General features: G+C 70.5%; 15 protein-coding genes and 1 pseudogene. 8 read left to right on the forward strand and 8 right to left on the reverse strand.

Annotated elements, in window-relative coordinates:
- Positions 1-27: 27 nt before the first annotated feature.
- The 7 genes from Ari01nite_RS45760 to Ari01nite_RS45790 all read left to right on the forward strand — a co-directional run bounded on the left by Ari01nite_RS45760 (position 28) and on the right by Ari01nite_RS45790 (position 11,662).
- Positions 28-945 carry a carbohydrate ABC transporter permease gene (locus tag Ari01nite_RS45760; protein ID WP_239163576.1) on the forward strand — a complete coding sequence of 306 codons (918 nt, stop codon included), beginning with the start codon at positions 28-30 and terminating at the stop codon, positions 943-945.
- Positions 942-1,763 carry a carbohydrate ABC transporter permease gene (locus Ari01nite_RS45765; RefSeq protein WP_203790583.1) on the forward strand — a complete coding sequence of 274 codons (822 nt, stop codon included), beginning with the start codon at positions 942-944 and terminating at the stop codon, positions 1,761-1,763. Before Ari01nite_RS45760 ends, Ari01nite_RS45765 begins: the two co-directional genes overlap by 4 nt.
- Entirely contained in the window at positions 1,760-4,432 is a 2,673-nt protein-coding gene (locus Ari01nite_RS45770; RefSeq protein ID WP_203790584.1) for an alpha-L-rhamnosidase, read from the forward strand. The genes Ari01nite_RS45765 and Ari01nite_RS45770 overlap by 4 nt, the downstream gene beginning before the upstream one ends.
- Before the next feature lie 20 nt (positions 4,433-4,452).
- Positions 4,453-5,727: an ABC transporter substrate-binding protein gene (locus Ari01nite_RS45775; protein WP_203790585.1), complete on the forward strand. Its 1,275-nt coding sequence runs from the start codon at positions 4,453-4,455 to the stop codon at positions 5,725-5,727.
- Between the two features lie 6 nt (positions 5,728-5,733).
- Complete coding sequence (locus tag Ari01nite_RS45780; RefSeq protein WP_203790587.1) at positions 5,734-6,945, forward strand: glycoside hydrolase family 1 protein; 1,212 nt, start codon at positions 5,734-5,736, stop codon at positions 6,943-6,945.
- Positions 6,945-10,091 (forward strand): alpha-L-rhamnosidase, encoded by a 3,147-nt coding sequence (locus Ari01nite_RS45785; protein ID WP_203790589.1) that lies wholly within the window; start codon positions 6,945-6,947, stop codon positions 10,089-10,091. The genes Ari01nite_RS45780 and Ari01nite_RS45785 overlap by 1 nt, the downstream gene beginning before the upstream one ends.
- Before the next feature lie 65 nt (positions 10,092-10,156).
- A complete protein-coding gene (locus Ari01nite_RS45790; RefSeq protein ID WP_203790590.1) occupies positions 10,157-11,662 on the forward strand; it encodes a tagaturonate reductase in 1,506 nt (501 codons plus the stop codon).
- On the opposite strand, the gene Ari01nite_RS45795 is transcribed toward Ari01nite_RS45790, so the two are convergent.
- The 5 genes and pseudogenes from Ari01nite_RS45795 to Ari01nite_RS50565 form a co-directional block, all read right to left on the reverse strand.
- Positions 11,631-12,863, reverse strand: a complete 1,233-nt coding sequence (locus Ari01nite_RS45795) for a poly(ethylene terephthalate) hydrolase family protein (protein WP_203790592.1) — start codon at positions 12,861-12,863, stop codon at positions 11,631-11,633. The two genes, Ari01nite_RS45790 and Ari01nite_RS45795, sit on opposite strands and share 32 nt — an antisense overlap.
- A gap of 126 nt (positions 12,864-12,989) precedes the next feature.
- Positions 12,990-13,511 carry an ABC transporter permease gene (locus Ari01nite_RS45800; protein ID WP_239163577.1) on the reverse strand — a complete coding sequence of 174 codons (522 nt, stop codon included), beginning with the start codon at positions 13,509-13,511 and terminating at the stop codon, positions 12,990-12,992.
- Positions 13,478-13,804 carry a hypothetical protein gene (locus tag Ari01nite_RS50555; protein WP_239163578.1) on the reverse strand — a complete coding sequence of 109 codons (327 nt, stop codon included), beginning with the start codon at positions 13,802-13,804 and terminating at the stop codon, positions 13,478-13,480. Before Ari01nite_RS50555 ends, Ari01nite_RS45800 begins: the two co-directional genes overlap by 34 nt.
- A gap of 27 nt (positions 13,805-13,831) precedes the next feature.
- Positions 13,832-13,942 (reverse strand): annotated as a pseudogene (locus Ari01nite_RS51330) (hypothetical protein); the annotation flags it as partial.
- A 55-nt stretch (positions 13,943-13,997) separates the two neighbouring features.
- Positions 13,998-14,144, reverse strand: coding sequence for a hypothetical protein (locus tag Ari01nite_RS50565; protein WP_239163579.1), 147 nt, complete (start codon positions 14,142-14,144; stop codon positions 13,998-14,000).
- A 71-nt stretch (positions 14,145-14,215) separates the two neighbouring features.
- On the opposite strand from Ari01nite_RS50565, the gene Ari01nite_RS45810 reads away from it, so the two are divergent.
- Positions 14,216-14,449 carry a hypothetical protein gene (locus tag Ari01nite_RS45810; protein WP_203790593.1) on the forward strand — a complete coding sequence of 78 codons (234 nt, stop codon included), beginning with the start codon at positions 14,216-14,218 and terminating at the stop codon, positions 14,447-14,449.
- Here Ari01nite_RS45810 and Ari01nite_RS45815 read toward each other — a convergent pair.
- The 3 genes from Ari01nite_RS45815 to Ari01nite_RS50570 are packed head-to-tail and all read right to left on the reverse strand — an operon-like array spanning position 14,404 to position 17,137.
- Positions 14,404-15,477 carry a LacI family DNA-binding transcriptional regulator gene (locus tag Ari01nite_RS45815; RefSeq protein ID WP_203790594.1) on the reverse strand — a complete coding sequence of 358 codons (1,074 nt, stop codon included), beginning with the start codon at positions 15,475-15,477 and terminating at the stop codon, positions 14,404-14,406. The two genes, Ari01nite_RS45810 and Ari01nite_RS45815, sit on opposite strands and share 46 nt — an antisense overlap.
- A gap of 17 nt (positions 15,478-15,494) precedes the next feature.
- On the reverse strand, positions 15,495-15,989 hold the full coding sequence (locus Ari01nite_RS45820; RefSeq protein WP_239163580.1) for a substrate-binding domain-containing protein: 495 nt from the start codon (positions 15,987-15,989) through the stop codon (positions 15,495-15,497).
- On the reverse strand, positions 15,878-17,137 hold the full coding sequence (locus Ari01nite_RS50570) for an IS701 family transposase (protein ID WP_239163581.1): 1,260 nt from the start codon (positions 17,135-17,137) through the stop codon (positions 15,878-15,880). The genes Ari01nite_RS45820 and Ari01nite_RS50570 overlap by 112 nt, the downstream gene beginning before the upstream one ends.
- Positions 17,138-17,219: the final 82 nt, after the last annotated feature.

Here is a 17,219-nt window from a genome sequence, read left to right on the forward strand (position 1 = left end):
CTGAAACGATTCAAGGAGCGGGTTGCCGTGTCTGTCGATCTCCGAGCCCGCCCCTCCGAGGGGGTGACCGCCCCGGCCCGCTCCCGCCGGAGGAGTGTGGCGCCGCCGTGGTGGTTCACGGTGCCGGCCATGGTGCTCTTCGCGTTCGTCGTGCTCGTGCCCAGCGCCCGCGGCGTCTACTACGCCTTCACCGACTGGGACGGCCTCGACCCCGACTTCGCCTTCATCGGCCTGCGCAACTTCACCGACATGCTGGACGACGCCGACGCGCTCCAGGCGGTCTGGCACACCGTGCTGATCGCGGTCGCCATCACGGTCATCCAGAACGGCATCGGCCTGCTGCTCGCGCTCGGCGTCAACAGCATGATCAAGACGCGCAACTTCCTGCGGGTGCTGCTGTTCGCCCCGGCCGTGATCACGCCGATCGTCACCGCGTACCTCTGGCGCAACCTGCTCGGCCCGGACGGCGCGGTCAACGCGGTGCTGGGGCCCTGGGGCAAGGACTGGCTCGGCGACCCCGATCTGGCGCTGTGGATGGTGGTGCTGGTCGTGGTGTGGCAGTTCGCCGGCTACTCGATGGTGATCTTCCTGGCCGGCCTCCAGTCGATCCCGCGCGAGATCTACGAGGCGGCCGCGATCGACGGCACCGGTGCCGTCCGGCGCTTCTGGTCGATCGTCCGTCCGCTGCTCGCACCCGCCATCACGATCAACCTGATGCTGTCGATCATCGGCGGGATCAAGCTTTTCGATCAGGTGTACGCCCTGACCGGCGGTGGCCCGGGACACGCGACCGACACCATCTCCACGCTGATCTACAAGGACGCCTTCACGCTCGGCGAGTTCGGCTACAGCATCGCCCTCGCCGTGGTGCTGACCGCCATCGTCGCGATCGCCTCCGCCGCTCAGTACACCGTCCTCAACCGCAACGAGAAGGCGGCGTCGTGAACCGGTACACGAAGCGCACGTTCGCCCTCGAGATGGTGATGGTCGCGGTCGGCGTCGTCTTCGCCTTCCCGGTGTACGTGCTGGTCAACCTCGCCATCCGGCAGCCGTCGGACACGTCCTCGCCGATCAGTCCGACCCGCTCGCCCACGTTCGCCAACTTCACCGGCGCGTGGCGCGAGGCGGGCCTCGGCGGCGCGCTGATCAACAGCGTGCTGGTGACCACGGTCAGCGTCCTGATCGTGCTGGCCGTCTCGGCGCTGGCGGCGTACCCCCTGGCCCGATCGACGGCGCGCTGGTCGCGCAGCACGTTCCTGCTGATCATGCTGGGTTTGATCCTGCCGTTCCAGCTCGCCTCGCTGCCGCTCTACCAGACCGTCCGCGACCTCGGACTGCTCGGCTCGGTCTGGTCCCTGGTGCTGTTCTACGCCGGCCTGCAGGTCCCGTTCACGACCTTCCTGTACGTGGGCTTCCTGCGTGCCCTGCCGCGCGACTTCGAGGACGCCGCGGCGATCGACGGGGCGAGCCCCTTCACCACGTTCCGCTACGTCGTGCTGCCGATGCTCAAGCCGATCACGGTTACCGCCCTGGTGCTCAACGCGGTGGCGGTGTGGAACGACTTCTTCACCCCGCTGCTCTACCTCAGCGGCAGCGACCAGCAGACCGTGCCGGTGGCCGTCGCCGGCTTCGTCGGCCAGTTCGTCTCGGACTGGAACCTCATCTTCGCCGCCCTGCTGATCAGCATCGTCCCGGTCCTGGCGGTCTATCTCGCGCTGCAGCGCAGCATCATCAACGGCTTCGCCGGAGGGCTCAAAGGATGACACCGTACGGGTTGACGACCGAACAGCTCACCGAGCCTCTCGGGCTGGGCGGAATGGGTCTGGGCGGAATGGGTCTGGGCGGAATGGGTCTGGGCGAGTTCCGTCCGCGGCTGTCCTGGAAACTGCGCAGCGACCGGCGGGGTGCGGCCCCGTCGGCGTACCGGATCACGGCTGCCCGGCATGAGGGTGACCTGGACGATGAGGCCCGGCTGATCTGGGACAGCGGACGCCGCGAGAGCGGCGACACGCTGCTCGTGCCCTGGGACGGACCGGTCCTGCAGTCCGCCACGTGCTATCACTGGCGGGTCGAGGTGTGGGACGAGACCGGCGCCGCGGCGGGAACGGCGCAGAGCTGGTTCGAGACCGGGCTGCTGCACCGCGACGACTGGACCGCCGGGTGGATCGGCCGCGACCCGGTGAGCCTGCCGCTGGTCGACCCGCCCACCGACGAGGAGCGCTCCTTCCCCAGCCCGGCTGCCGCCCCGCTCTACCTGCGGCACGATTTCGAGGTGGCCGAGCGCCCGGTGCGGGCCCGGCTGTACGCCACCGCGCGCGGCGTCTACGAGCCCAGCCTCAACGGCGCCCGGGTCGGCGACCGCGAGCTGGCACCCGGCTGGACCGAGTACCACCGGCGCCTGCAGTACCAGACCTACGACGTGACCGGCCGGGTGCACGCCGGTGTCAACGAGATCGGCGCGATCGTGGCCGACGGCTGGTGGAGTGGCCACGTCGGGTTCGACCCGAGCCGGCCGGCCCGCCACTACGGCACCGCCACCGGCTATCTGGCGCAGCTGGTCCTCGACTTCGCCGACGGTTCGCGACAGGTGGTCGCCACCGACGGCGACTGGACCGAAGGGGCCGGACCGATCCTGGCGGCCGACCTGCTGATGGGCCAGTTCGCCGACGCCCGGCGATCGCCGTCGTTCCGGCCGGTCGCGGTGCTCGACCGCGAGCCCGGCCCGCTGGTCGCCGAGCCGGATCATCCCATCCGCGTCACCGCCGAGGTGCCGGCCGTCGCGGTGGACCGGCGGGGACCGCACCGGTTCGTCGTCGACTTCGGACAGAACGTGGTCGGCCGGGTCCGCTTGCGGATCCGCGGTGCCGAGCCGGGGCGGCGGATCGTGCTGCGGCACGCCGAGGTGCTCTCCGGCGGCGAGCTCTACCTCGACAATCTGCGCCGGGCCGCGGCCACCGACACCTACGTCACGGCCGGCGGCGAGGAGGAGTTCGAGCCGCAGTTCACCTTCCACGGCTTCCGGTACGCCGAGGTCTCCGGCTACCCGGGGGAGCTGTCCGCGGCCGACGTGAGCGCCCGGGTCCTGCACAACGACACCCCGTTCACCGGCCGGTTCACCTGCTCCGACCCGATGGTCGAGCAGTTGCAGGCGAACATCGTGTGGGGGCAGCGCGGCAACTTCGTGGCGGTGCCCACCGACTGCCCGCAGCGCGACGAGCGGCTCGGCTGGCTCGCCGACGCCCAGGTGTTCGCGCCGACCGCGACCCGCAACGCCGACGTGTCCGCGTTCCTCGCCCGCTGGATGCGCGACGTGGTCGACGGGCAGGACGCCGACGGGGCCTTCCGCGACGTCGCGCCGGTCCTGGTGCTCGACCGGGAGGGCGCTCCGGCGTGGGGCGACGCCGGCGTCATCATCCCCTGGCTGCTGTGGCGGGCCTACGGCGACCGGCGCACGCTGGAGCACAGCTTCGCGGCGATGGTCGCCTGGATCGAGCACGTCCGCCGGCACAATCCCGACCTGCTGTGGCGGCACCGCACCGGCAACTCGTACGGCGACTGGCTGCAGGTCGACGCCGAGACCCCGCGTGACGTGCTGTCGACCGCCTATTTCGCGTACAGCACCCGGATCGTCGCGGACGCCGCCGAGGTGCTCGGGCGCGGGGCCGAACTCGACGAGTACCGGGCCCTGCACGACAAGATCCGGTCGGCCTTCATCGACGCCTACGTCCGGGACGACGGCACCGTCGAGGGCGGCACCCAGACGGCTTACCTGCTGGCCCTCGACTTCGGGTTGCTGCCGCCGGACCTGGTCGAAGCGGCGGCCGGTCACCTGGCCGCCGACGTGGAGAAGCGGGGCAACCGGCTGACCACCGGTTTCGTCGGGGTCGCACTGCTGTGCCCGGTGCTGGCCGAGCACGGCCGCGCCGACCTCGCGTACGCCCTGCTGCACCAGGACGACTTTCCGTCCTGGGGCTATTCCATCCGGCACGGCGCCACCACGATCTGGGAGCGCTGGGACGGCTGGACCGAGCACGGCGGGTTCCAGTCCGCCGCGATGAACTCCTTCAACCACTACAGCCTGGGCAGCGTCGGCGACTGGCTCTTCGGCCGCGTCGCCGGCATCGACCAGGCGCCGGGCTCGGTCGCCTACCGCGAACTGATGCTGCGGCCGACACCGGGCGGGCAGCTCACCTGGGCGCGCGCCGAGCAGGAGACCGCCCGCGGTTTCGTCTGCTGCGGCTGGGACCTGGACGGTGACCAGCTCACCGTCGTGGTCGCGGTGCCGCCCGGCAGCACCGCCGTTCTGGAGATCCCCACCACCGACCCGGGCAGCGTCCGTCTCGACGACGCTCCCGTCCCGGCCGAACCGTCCGCCCGCGGCGCCACCGTGCGGCTGACCTCCGGCCGGTTCACCTTCACCGCCGCCTATTGATCTTCACCCCGGGAGCGATCATGAACATACGCAGACTCACGCCCCTCGTCGCCGCCCTGACCGCGGTCACTCTCGCCGCGGCGTGCAGCAGCGGCACCAACGCCAACTCCGGAGCGGACGGCGGCGGTGACAACAAGACCCTCACCCTCGCGTCGGTCGACCAGGGCTCCATCGAGGACGTCATCAAGGCGTTCGAGGCGGCCAACCCGGGCGTGAAGGTCACCTTCACCACCAGCGGGGCCGACCAGTACCAGGCCCAGATCCGGACCCAGCTGGCCTCCGGCACCGCACCGGACGTGATGACCGTGTGGCCCGGCAACGGCAACCCGGGCACCACCTACGTACTCGCCAAGCCCGGTTATCTCCTCGACCTGTCCGACCAGCCGTGGGCCGCGAAGCTGCCGGACTCGTTCAAGACCGTCGCCCAGTACGAGGGCAAGACCTACAACGCGCTGTTCGGCCTCAACGGCATCGGCGCGGTCTACAACGACGAGGCCCTGCAGAAGTCCGGCCTCAAGGCGCCGACCACGTGGACCGAGCTGCTGGCCTTCTGCCGGGACGCGGCCGGCAAGGGCACCCCGGCCTACGCGCTGGGCATCCAGGACAACTGGGTCACCCAGCTCGTCCTCTACGCCCTCGCGGCCACCGTCGTGTTCGGCCCGGACCGCGACTTCAACACCAAGCTCGCAGCCGGCCAGACCACCTTCGCCGGCTCGTCCTGGACCCAGGCGATGGCCAAGTACCAGGAGATGTCCAAGGCCGGCTGCTTCCAGAAGAACCCGCTGGGCACCAGCTACGAGGCCAGCCAGACGCTCGCCGCGACCGGCAAGACGCTCGGCATCGTCCAGGGCAACTGGATCATCAGCCTGCTCAAGCAGAAGAACCCGAGCGGCAAGTTCACGATGACCGCCCTGCCGGCCACCGACGACCCGGCCGCCTTCCTGATGCCCGCCGCCGCGGGTGCCGGCTACGGCGTCAATGCCAAGGCCAAGAACAAAGAGCTGGCAATCAAATTCATCTCGTACGTCATGTCGCCCGCCGGCATGAAGGTGTTCAACGAGAAGCAGGGCAGCCTGCCGACCCTGCCCGACGCCGGCACCACCGTGGACCCGGGCCTCAAGGAACTGACGACCTTCGTGCAGGGCAACCGCACGGTGCCGTTCATGGACCAGCTCTGGCCCAACGCCAAGGTGCAGCAGACCATGCTCAGCGGTCTGCAGGAGGTGTTCAGCAACCAGTCGACCGCGGACGCGGTGCTCAAGGACATGGACACCGAATACCAGAAGGGCGAGTAGTCACCGGTGGCCGACTTCCCGGGGGACTTCCTGTGGGGTAGTGCCGCCTCGGCCCACCAGGTCGAAGGCGGCAACACCAACAGCGACTGGTGGGACTTCGAGCACGACCCCTCCAGCCCGGCCGTGGAGTCCTCCGGCGACGGCATCGACCACTTCCACCGCTACGCCGAGGATTTCGCCCTGCTGTCCTCGCTCGGCCACAATGCGCACCGCCTCTCCGTGGAGTGGTCGCGCATCGAGCCGGCGCCCGGCGAGTTCAGCAGGGCCGCGCTGGACCATTACCGGCGGGTGCTCACCGTGCTGCGCGACGAGGGCCTGACCGCCTTCGTCACGCTGCACCACTTCACGCTGCCGCGCTGGTTCGCCGCCGCCGGCGGCTGGCTGGCCCCGGACGCGGCAGATGTCTTCGCCCGTTACGGCAAGCGAGTCGCCGCCGAACTGGGCGATCTCATGCCGTACGTCTGCACCGTCAACGAGCCGCAGATGATCGCCCTGCACGGCTACCTCGAGGGTTACCACCCGCCGGGCATCGCCAACGCCGTGTTGTGGCGGCGTGCCGGCGATGCCCTGTTGGACGCGCATTTCGCCGGCGTCCGTGCCGTCCGCGAGGAGACCGGCAGCCCCGTCGGCCTGGCCGTTCAGCTGCCGCTGCTGGCCCCGGCCCGCGACGACGAGGCGTGCCGGACGCTGTACGACCTGATGCGGTACGAGATCGTCGACCGCTACCTCGACGGGCTCACCGGACCCGATGCCGGCGACTGGCTCGGCGTGCAGTACTACCGCAAACAGTGGGTCGACCCGGCCTCGCCGACCTGGTTCGGCAGACCGCCCGCCGGGGTGCCGACGACCCAGATGGGCTGGGCGGTCCACCCGGACGGGCTGCGGCAGATGCTGCACCGCGCCGCCCGCACCGGGTTGCCGCTGTACGTGACGGAGAACGGCATCGCCACCGCCGACGACGCCGAACGTGTCGACTACCTCAGGACCCACCTCGCCGCGCTGGCGCAGGCTCGCGTGCAGGGCGTCGACGTGCGCGGCTACCTGCACTGGTCGGCGTTCGACAACTTCGAGTGGAGCGAGGGCTACCGGCCCCGGTTCGGCCTGATCGCCGTCGACCGGAACGACTTCACCCGCACACCCAAACCCAGCGCTCACGCTTTCGGCCGCGTTGCCCGAACCGGCCGCCTCGACGCATTTATCGACAGAGGAGCAATCTGATGGCCCCGATCAGAAGACCCGCGATCCTGACGACGACAGCGCTACTGCTCACCCTCGGCGCCGCCGTACCGGCCGCCGCCCACTCCGGTTCCGCCGGCGGTGTCCGGGTCGTCCGGCTCAGCGTCGACGGCCGGTACGACTCGCCGCTCGGCCTCGACAACGTCCGTCCCACCCTGGCCTGGCAGATGACCGCGATCGGCGACTGCCGGCACCGGGTCTGCGCCGCCGACCGGCAGACCGGGTATGAGGTGCAGGCCGCCGCGACCGTCGCCGACCTGCGCGCCGGCCGGCTGCTCTGGCGTACCGGCCGGGTGTCCGGCGACGACCAGCAGGTGCGTTTCGGCCGTGACCTCGGCTCGCGCGACAGCGTCGCCTGGCGGGTGCGGGTCTGGGACGCCCACCGGCAGGTGTCCGCCTGGTCCGCCCCGTCGACCTGGACCACCGGCCTGCTGCACGCCGCCGACTGGGGTGCGGCGCGGTGGATCGACTACCCGGACCGCGCCGAGAACCAGCCGATGCCGATCTTCGCCCGGCAGTTCGCGGTGCCCCGGCACAAGAGCGTGGCCGACGCGCGGCTCTATCTCTCCGGCGTCGGGCTGCACCACGCCACCGTCAACGGCCGCGAGGTCACCGACGAGGTCCTCGCCCCCGGCAACTCGAACTACCAGCTCTCCAGCGAGTACCGCACCTATGACGTCACGTCCGCGCTGCGGTCCGGCGCGAACGCCGTCGGCGTCGAACTCGGCAACGGCCCGGCCTACGTACGCCGCAGCGTCACCAACCCCGCGGTCGGCCGCACCTCTCCCTACTCGTGGTGGCAGAGCCAGCTCAAGGGCAACGGCACCCTGACCGCGGACGTTCCCGCCGGCAGCACCGTCGTCGAGGTCAGCGAGGTCGCCGGCTATCACGTCGGCGGCACCGTCAACGTGGACACCGGGGGAGGGGGTGACCGGTTCGAATCGCGCACCATCACCGCGATCGGGACCACGAGTATCACCTTCACCCCGGCGCTCGCCCTGGCACACGCCGCGGGCGCGAAGGTGACGGGTTCCGGCAACAACATCGCGGCCAGCGACGCCTCCGCCGGCGCGGCCGTCACCCCGCGCTTCATCGGCCGGCTGGAGATCCGCTACCGGGACGGCAGCCGCGAGACGATCGTGACCGACCGGTCCTGGCGTACCGCGCTGGGCCCGCTGGTCACCGACGCCTGGTACTCGGGCTCCGATTACGACGCCCGCCGCGAGCAGCCCGGCTGGAACGCCCCCGGCGCCGACCTCGGAGCGTCCGCGAAGCGCCGCGACGGCACCCCGACCGGTTGGATCGCCGCCGGCTTCGCGCCGCCGCCCAATCTCGCCACCACGCTCGTCGCCCGCACCGCCGAGCCGATCACCGTGCAGGAGGAGTTCGAGCCGGTCTCGGTGACCAACCCGGCACCGGGCACCTGGGTGTTCGACTTCGGGCAGAACATCGTGGGCTGGCCCCGGCTCCGGCTCGACCGGGTGCCCGCCGGCACCACGGTGAAGGTGGCGCCGGCCGAGTCGCTCAACCCGGACGGCACGGTCAACCAGGCCTCCCTGATGGGCGGCGGCGGATCCCGCGGCGTCGACCTGTTCAACACCTACACCACCGCCGGGGGCCGCACCGAGACGTGGCATCCCCGCTTCAACTACTTCGGCATGCAGTGGGTGCAGGTGACCGGCCTGCCGGACGGTTTCACCCCGGGCAAGAACCTGATCACCGGCGTACGCCTGCAGGCCGACACCCCGATCGCCGGCACCTTCTCGTCGTCGAACGACCGGATCAACCGCATCCACACGATGTCGCGGTACTCCTTCGCCGCGAACATCATGTCGGTGTTCACCGACTGTCCCGGCCGGGAGAAGCTGTCGTACCCCGCCGACTACACCATGCCGATGGGCGCCATTCACCGCGATTTCCAGCTCAATGCCTTCATGCGTACGACCATGCGCCATCTCGTGGAGGGGCAGTCGCTGGCGGACACCCCGATGGCCGGCAACGTCGCGCTGAAGACCCCGGTCTACGACTGGGGTTACAACGGCCGGTTCGGTGACGAGATCAACTGGGGCAACGCGATCGTGCTCGTCCCGGCGATCCTGCACCAGCTGTACGGCGACACCGGCGAGATGTCCCGGTACTACGACCGGCTGGTGCGCTTCGTCGACTACATCCAGCGGCAGAAGGTGGTCGGCGGGTTCTATGTCGACGCCGCCTTGGGCGACTGGGTCGGCGCCGAGCCGACCTCCGGGCGCATCACCGGCACCTGGGGCTACTACCTGACCATCCAGTCGATGGCCCGGATCGCCACGCTGACCGGGCACACCGCCGACGCCGCCCGGTACGCCGCGCTGGCCGGGGAGATCAAGGCGGCGTTCAACCGCGCGTTCTTCAACGAGGCACTGGGCCGCTACACCGCCACCGGCAACGCCGGGACGGACGGCGCCACCCAGGCCGCGCAGGCGCTCGCCCTCGACGCCGGCCTGGTACCGGCCGACAGCCACGGCAAGGTGCTCGAGGCGCTGGTGGAACTGATCTACGCCTTCCATCCCAACGGCACCGGGCCGCACTTCAGCGGCGGCACCATCGGGATGGGCCCGATCGTGCGGGCGCTGATGAACGGCGACCGCGACGACGTGCTGTGGGAGGTGCTGCAGCAGAACGACCAGCCGAGCTACGGCTACTTCATGGAGCCGACGCCCGCCAACCCGGGCGGCATGACGACCATCGGCGAACGGTGGAACCGCGGCGACTCCAAGAACCACATGATCCTGGCCCAGATCGAGGAGTGGTTCCACGCCGGCATCGCCGGGATCCAGGCCGCGCCCGGCTCGCCGGCCTACGACCGGCTCGTCGTCAAGCCGAAGCCGGTCGGCGACCTGACCAGGGCGAGCGGTGCCCACCAGACCCCGGCCGGGTGGGCCCGCTCGGCGTGGACGAAGAGCGCCGGCCGGTTCGCGCTGTCAGTGACCGTTCCGGCCAACACCCAGGCCGAGGTGTGGGTGCCGGCGGCCGACCGGCGCCTCGTCACCGCGTCGGGCCGCGCCGTGTTCCAGCGCGCCGACGGTGCCTACGTCGTCTATGCCGTCCCGTCCGGCTCGCACTCCTTCACGGTGCGAACCGGCCGCTGACCACGGAGGAAAGCGCTTGCACTACGTTGGTCGACACTGAACATCGTCGATCGAGGAGACTGAGCGTGTCCGCCACCATCCGTGACCTACGGCCACTCGCCGAGGCGGCCCCGGGCCGGGAGACCCTGCCGATCCGGATCCTCCAGGTCGGCGCCGGCAACTTCCTGCGCGGCTTCGCCGACTGGATGGTGCACCGGGCCAACGACGCGGGCGTGCTGCGGCACGGCATCGCGGTCATGAAGGCCACGCCGCGGCCCGAACAGGTCACCGGTCGGCTCGTCGAGCAGGACGGGATGTTCCACGTCCTGCTCGACGGCGTCCGGGACGGCCGTCCGTTCACCGAGACGACGCTGGTGACGGCGGTGCAGTCGGTCGTCGACGCGTACCGGGACTGGGACGGCTGCCGTGCCCTGATGCACGAGGAGACGCTGAGCCTGGTCATCTCCAACACCACGGACGCCGGCATCGTCTACGCCCCCGGCGACCTGGGCGCCGCACCACCCGCCTCGTTCCCCGCCAAGATGACGGCACTGCTGCACGAACGCTGGAGCCACTTCGCCGGCGACCCCCGGCGGGGCCTGTCGTTCCTGCCCTGCGAGCTCATCGAGGACAACGGTGCGACGCTGCGTTCGCTGATCCTGCGGCATGCCACCGAGGCGGCGCTCGACCCGCAGTTCATCGAGTGGGTCACCGCGCACTGCCGCTTCTACGACACCATCGTCGACCGCATCGTGCCGGGGCTTTCGGAGGGCGAGGCCGCCGAACTCCGCGCCTCGCTGGGCTTCGACGACCGGCTGATCGTCCGCGGCGAGCACTACGCCGACTGGGCGATCGCCGGCGGGCCGGAGATCCGTGACGAGTTCCCGCTCGACCGGGCCGCTCTGCCCGTGCGGTTCCTGTCCGACATCCGGCCCTACCGGGAACGCAAGGTGCGCATCCTGAACGGCACGCACACCGCGATGGCGGCCGTCGGCCCGCTGGTGGGCTGCCGCACCGTGCTCGACGCCGTCCAGCATCCGGCGGTCGGCGCCTACCTGCGGCATCTGCTCGACGACGAGGTGCTGCCGTCGCTGCCGGCGCCGGAGGGCCCTGCGGACCTGCAGCAGTACGCCGCCGCCATCCTCGACCGGTTCCGCAATCCCGCGCTGCAGCACCTGCTCGCCGACATCCGGCTCAACGCGCTCGCCAAGTGGCGGACGAGAAACCTGCCGGTGGTGCTCGACGCGTGGTCCCGAGGGCGGCGGGCCGACCTCGGGGTGTTCGCGTTCGCCTGCCTGCTGACCAGCTACGCGGGTGCCTTCGGGACGGTCGAGGTCCGCGACGACGAGACGCTCGTGAGCCGTCTGCGGGCCGATTTCGACGCCACCCGCACCGGCCCCTGGATCGCCGGCTTCGTCGCGTCGCTCGACTGGCCCGAGCTGCGCGACGCCGCGACGGCAGCACGTCTCACCGCGGAGACCGATGCCCACGTGCGCGCGCTGCTCGGGACCGAGCCGGCCGGCGTGCTGTCCGCACTGCTGGCCGGCCGGGAAGCCGGGACTACCGGGCGCTGCAAGCCAGCGGCTGAGTAGGAGCGTTCCCGGTGGCGATGTAGCCGAAGGTGGTCGACGCGCCGGCCGCCACCGGACCGTTCCACGTCTCGTTTCGCACGGTCGCCGCGGTGCCGCTCGCGGTCAGCGCGCCGCCCCAGACCTGGTTGATCGTCTGGCCGCTGCCCAGCGTCCAGCTGACGGTCCAGCCGTTGATCGCCGCCGAGCCGGCCCGCACCGTCACCTCACCCTGGTATCCGCCGGACCACGAGTTGACCGTCCGGTGCGTGGCTTCGCAGGGGCCGCCAACCGGCGGCGTGGTCGGCGTCGTCGTCGGGGCGGCCGTGGTCGGTTGCGCCGTGGGGCCGGTCGTCGGTGACGTCGTGATCAGCGGGCAGCTGCTCTGGTACTGGGAGATGCCGGAGCGGTCGGTGAGCGGGCACAGGAACTGGCTGTAGCGGGCGTCGTCGTCGACGAAGATCTTCAGCCAGGGGATCATCGTGCGCGCCAGGATGGTGCTCGGCTGACCGATGTAGTTGTGGCCGGCGCCGGTGATCTCGAGATAGCCCCGCTCGGTGGTGGCCGGCACGGTGTTGTACAGACTGGTGAGCCGGGAGGGCGGCACGAGGGTGTCGTTCTGCATCGCGTAGATCAGGGTCGGCACCCGGTCGTTGGCCAGGCTGCCCGACGGCAGGTGGGGCGCGTTGCCGATGGTGGCCCGCAGCGACGGCCGGCGCAGGGCCGCGTCGAGCGCACCGCCGCCGCCCATCGAGTGGCCCGCCACCGCGAGCCGGCCGGCGTCGACCCGGGTGCGCACCGAGCTGCTCCCGGTCAGGTAGTCCAGCGCGGCCAGCAGCTGGGTCCCGCGGCTGGTCGGGCTGTCGTTGAGGTTGTTGGTCTCGATGCCGAACACGACGAAGCCCTGCGACGCGAGTCGCGGGCCGAGCCAGGCGATGCCGGGCCAGGTGCCGTTGAGACCGGGCGAGATGGCGATCCCACCGAAGGTGCCCTGACTGGTGTCGGTCGGGTAGTAGATCACTCCGCCGCCGAAGCCGTTGCCGCGCGGCACGGTGACCGATGCGGTGGCGAACGGGCCGGTCACCGCCGCGATGCTGGCGGCGGTCGGGTCCGGCCCACGCTGGTACGGGTTGTCGGCGGCCGACGCGGGACTGACGGCCACCGAGCCGGCGAGGAGGCCCAACCCGATCGTTGTCGCGGCCAGGAACTTGCGGACGCGGGACATGGCTTTCACCCTTCCCTGGGTGTTGTGGGTAACGTTGCTCAACTGGGCCATAGAACGATATGTATCTATGCGTTGGCGGTCAAGATGAGCATGGTCTTTATGCGCACACGTGCCGGATAACGTTGCTCAGCCGGTACCGCTGTAACGGCGGCTGGTGAGGCCGTTGAGCAGGGCCGCGAAGACGAGCACGGCGCCCAGGGCGAACAACTGGTACTGGGCACCCTCGTTACCGGCGAAGGCCAGCAGGATGCCGGCGTTGAGCCAGACGATCAGGAGCGTGGTGAGCACCACCCCGGACACCCGGCCGATACCGCCGGTGATCGCGACGCCGCGGAGCACGGCAATGGTGATGGCCGGCAGCGCCATGCCGTTGCCGGTGACGCCGGCGTCGGGGCGCGCCGAGGCGAACTGGCTGACGGTCACGACCGCCACCAGGCCGGAGATGAGACCGGCGTAGACGTACGCCTTGAACCGGGTGTCCCGGCCGAACAGCGGCAGCTCGACGGCCCGGCTCAGCGAGTAGAGGTCCTGGATGGGCGGCGTACTGATCGGGCTCTGATCGTTGATCACGATCGCCAGGGACTTGCACGCGTAGTAGGTCGCCAGCGTGGCGATCAGGGCCGGGAAGCCGATGTAGGACACCAGCACGCCGTTGACCGCCCGCGGGCCGGTGCCGCGCGCGAGGGCCGCTCGCCGGACAGCACCTCACCGACCATGAGCTCGGCGATCTGCCGCGCGCTCAGGTCGCCGATCGGATAGGTGCCGACGGTGGTGCCGTCGCGCATCACGGTCACCTCGTCGGCGATCCGGACCAGTTCGTCGAGCCGGTGGGAGATGTAGACGACCGCGACGCCCGCCGCGGTGAGCCGCCGGACCACGGCGAACAGCACGTCGATCTCGGCGTGGGTGAGGATCGCTGACGGTTCGTCGAGGATGAGCACGGTGGCGTCGTGGGACAGCGCCTTGGCGATGGAGACCTGCTGCCGCTCGGCGACCGAAAGGCTCGCCGGCCGGCGAGGCGCCCGGGCAGATCCAGCATGGCCAGCAACTCCACCACGTGCCGGTTCTGTGCCGCCCAGTCGACCCGGCCCCGGCGGCGCAGCTCACGACCCAGAAAGATGTTCTCGGCGACGGTCAGCTCGTCGAACAACTGCGGTTCCTGATAGACGTGGCGATGCCCAGCGCGATGGCGTCGGACGTGGACCCGATCGTCACCGGCGCGCCGCCGAACTCGACGGTGCCGGCGTCGGACCGTTCCGCGCCGGCGACGATCTTGATCATCGTGGACTTCCCGGCGATGCGACCTGGCGGGTGAAACCGCAGGCAGGCCCGCTGAGCTGGCGCAGGGCCAGGTGCCGACGTCCGCCGGACCGCTCGTGGTCAAGTGGGCCCGGGACGCGGCGGGCCAGTTCCGCCTCCAGGCCACCGCACCGGCCGGAACCGGGGGCCAGATCTGGATTTCGCTGGCGTCGGCGTCGGCCACCAGCACCCCGGTCACCTCCGGCGCGACCTTCGTGGGGCGGAACGGCCTCTACGACGTCTATTCGGTCGGCGCCGGACTCGCCGAGTTCACCTCGGCTCCCTGAACAGGTGCGGCGGTGGTGCGCCGGACGGCCAGTGAGGGGGTCAGCTTGACCTGAACGGTGCGGCGGGTCCGGTCGGCGATCCGGTCGATCACGAGGCGGGCGGCGTTGGCGCCCATTTCGCGCCCGTCCTGGTCGACGCTGGTCAGCGAGATCGGCCCGAACGCGGCCAGGGCGCTGTTGTCATAACCGACCACCGAGATGTCGTCCGGGATGGTCAGCCCGGCCTCGGCGATGGCTTCCATGGCGCCGAGGGCGACGACGTCCGCACCGGCGAAGATCGCGGTCGGCCGGTGCGGCCGGGACAGCAGTTCCTTGGCCCCGGCGTAGCCGCCGTGGTGGGTGTAGCTGGTCGACGCGATGTCGATCTCGTCGGCCAGTCCCCGGGCGCGCATCGCGTCGCGGTACCCGTTGGCGCGTTGTGCGTTGGGCATTTCGGCCAGGCGTACGGGATCTGTCTCGTGGTGTTCGATGTGCGCGATGCGGCGGTGGCCCAGGTCGGCCAGATGGTCGACGACCAGGGCGGCACCCGCGACGTCGTCGTCGGTGACCGAGTCGTAGGTGGTGGCGGAGCCATGCCGGCCGACGACCACGGTGGGCACGCTGCGCGCGACGGTGTTCAGCCGGGTCTTCGAGGAGACCGGCGCGATGAGGACGAGGCCGTCCATGCTGCGGTCGATCATCGCGTCGATGACCCGGGCCTCGGCCTGTTCGCCGTTGCAGCCGGGGGCGAGCAGAACCTGGTAGTCGGTGTCGCCGAGCTGGGTGGTGATGCCGTCGAGGATGTCGGCGAAGAACAGGTTGCGCAGGTCGGGCAGCATCACGCCGATGGTGTAGGTCTGCCCGCGGAGTCCCCGGGCCGCGGCGGACGGCCGGAAGCCGAGTTCGTCGATGGCCTGCTGCACCTTGGCCCGCATGGCCGGGCTGGCACCGTAGGCGTTGCGCAGGACCTTGGAGACGGCGGTGGTGGAGACCTGTGCGTGGCGCGCGACGTCGATGATGGTGATCCGGCGGGGCGCGGGCTTGGGCATACCCCCGAGAGTACTGATCAACGGACCGGTGGCGGCGCGGTGCTGGCCCGGACCACCAGGGTGGGGGAGAAGCGCACCTGCGCGGCCGGCCGGCCGCGGTCGGCGATGCGTTCCAGCAGCAGCCGGGCCGCGGTCACGCCGACCTGGTGGCCGGCCTGGTCGACGGTGGTGGGCGGGACCGGGCCGATCCTGGCGGGGCTGATGTTGTCTAGCGGTAGTTTGTCGTCTTTATGGTGGTAGATAGAGGTTGAGGGCGTGGCCGTTTCCGACGGCGTTGAGCAGTTGCTGGAGTTCGCGGGGTGGCGGTTTGGTGGTCCATGCTGTCCAGCAGCGTTGCAGGAGCAGCCATGGGGTGAGCCAGGCGCGGACAGCGCGCAGGGCTTTCGGCCAACTGGGCTGTTCAGTGGGGCTGGTTTCGGCGCCCCCTCTCTCCGGAGTCGTCGGGGACGGTTTCCGGGACGGTTGCGGTGTGGTCGTTTGTGGGTGGTTGGTCGAACCAGGCGTCCCAGCAAAACGAGAATGCGCAGTTCACGAGGGTTTGGTGGCGGCGGATCGCGGTGGCGGAGCGGACTTGGAAGTCGGCCCAGCCCAGTTCGTCCTTGACTTGTTTGTAGCTTTGCTCGATCCAGTGCCTGATCCCATAGAGCCGCACGACCTCGGTCAGGTCCGCGGGTTCGCGGGCGGCCTCGGCATTGTCGTGCGGGCCGCTGGGGCGGGGCAGGTTCGTGGCCAGGTACCAGGTGGCCTTGTCCGGCAGGGTTTGCGGGTCGGTGGTGGCGATGACCAGGCGGGTGTGCCCGTCGGGTCCCCACCAGCCGAGCCGGGCGTCGGTGGCCCACCAGGTCTCGGTGCGTCCGTCGCGGAAGGTTCGCGTGACCGGTTGCCAGCCGCCCGGGTTCTCGGGGCCGGCCCAGGGCACGGCGCGGGCGGCGTCTTTCGGCGTGTACACCTCGGCGCCGTACTGCCACGAGCCGCGCGACGGTTTGAGGGCCATGACGAAACCCAGCCCGCTCTGACGTAGCGCGCCGCGAAGGTCGTCGTGCTCGCCGTAGAAGCTGTCCGCCACCACTGCCCGGCAGGTCACGCCTGCCGCGAGCGCTTCGGCGATCAGATCGGCGGCGATCTGCAACTTGGTCCGGAACTCGGGGTCGGACTGCTTGCGGGGGAAGTGGGAAGCCGGGGTGTAAGGCTGCGCGTGCAATGGATAGTAGAGGCGTTCGTCAGCCCAGACCGTGGTCACCGTGACGATGCCGTTGTCGGTCTTGCCGTAACGGCCCAGCCACTGCCGGCCGACATGCGCCGTCGCGGTGCCGTCCTTGCGGTCGCCGGAGTCGTCGATCGCGATCACACCCCGCGCGTGCGGCGCGGTCGCCGGATCGTTCACCAGCAACTCGAGCCGCCGCCGGTTGACCTCGTCGGCGTCCCATGTGGACTGCGACAGGAAGTACTGCAACCGTTGCACCGCAGCGTGCTGCGCCCCGGTGACCGGTTCCGCTCCGGCCAGCCCGGTGAGCGTCTTGTTCCGATCGCGAGGCGCCAGCAGGCCGGTCAGATACTCCCGAAACCCCCGCCGCTGCGCCAACCGGGAGAACAACTCGTCGAAACAGGCCGCGTAGTCCTCCAACGGACCCGCAGCCGGCGGGCACACCGCGCGAACCACCCAGCACCCCAACGCTCGATCCGACACCTGCCGAGCGCAACGCCACACACCGAAGAAAGGTTACGAAGCCGACAAACTACCG

The organism is Paractinoplanes rishiriensis, assembly GCF_016862375.1.
Lineage (GTDB): Bacteria > Actinomycetota > Actinomycetes > Mycobacteriales > Micromonosporaceae > Actinoplanes > Actinoplanes rishiriensis.

Coding starts and splice junctions, on each gene's coding strand:
- Ari01nite_RS45770 (WP_203790584.1), top strand. CDS start 1,760: ATGACACCGTACGGGTTGACGACCGAACAGCTCACCGAGCCTCTCGGG.
- Ari01nite_RS45775 (WP_203790585.1), top strand. CDS start 4,453: ATGAACATACGCAGACTCACGCCCCTCGTCGCCGCCCTGACCGCGGTC.
- Ari01nite_RS45785 (WP_203790589.1), top strand. CDS start 6,945: ATGGCCCCGATCAGAAGACCCGCGATCCTGACGACGACAGCGCTACTG.
- Ari01nite_RS45795 (WP_203790592.1), bottom strand. CDS start 12,863: ATGTCCCGCGTCCGCAAGTTCCTGGCCGCGACAACGATCGGGTTGGGC.
- Ari01nite_RS50565 (WP_239163579.1), bottom strand. CDS start 14,144: ATGATCAAGATCGTCGCCGGCGCGGAACGGTCCGACGCCGGCACCGTC.
- Ari01nite_RS45815 (WP_203790594.1), bottom strand. CDS start 15,477: ATGCCCAAGCCCGCGCCCCGCCGGATCACCATCATCGACGTCGCGCGC.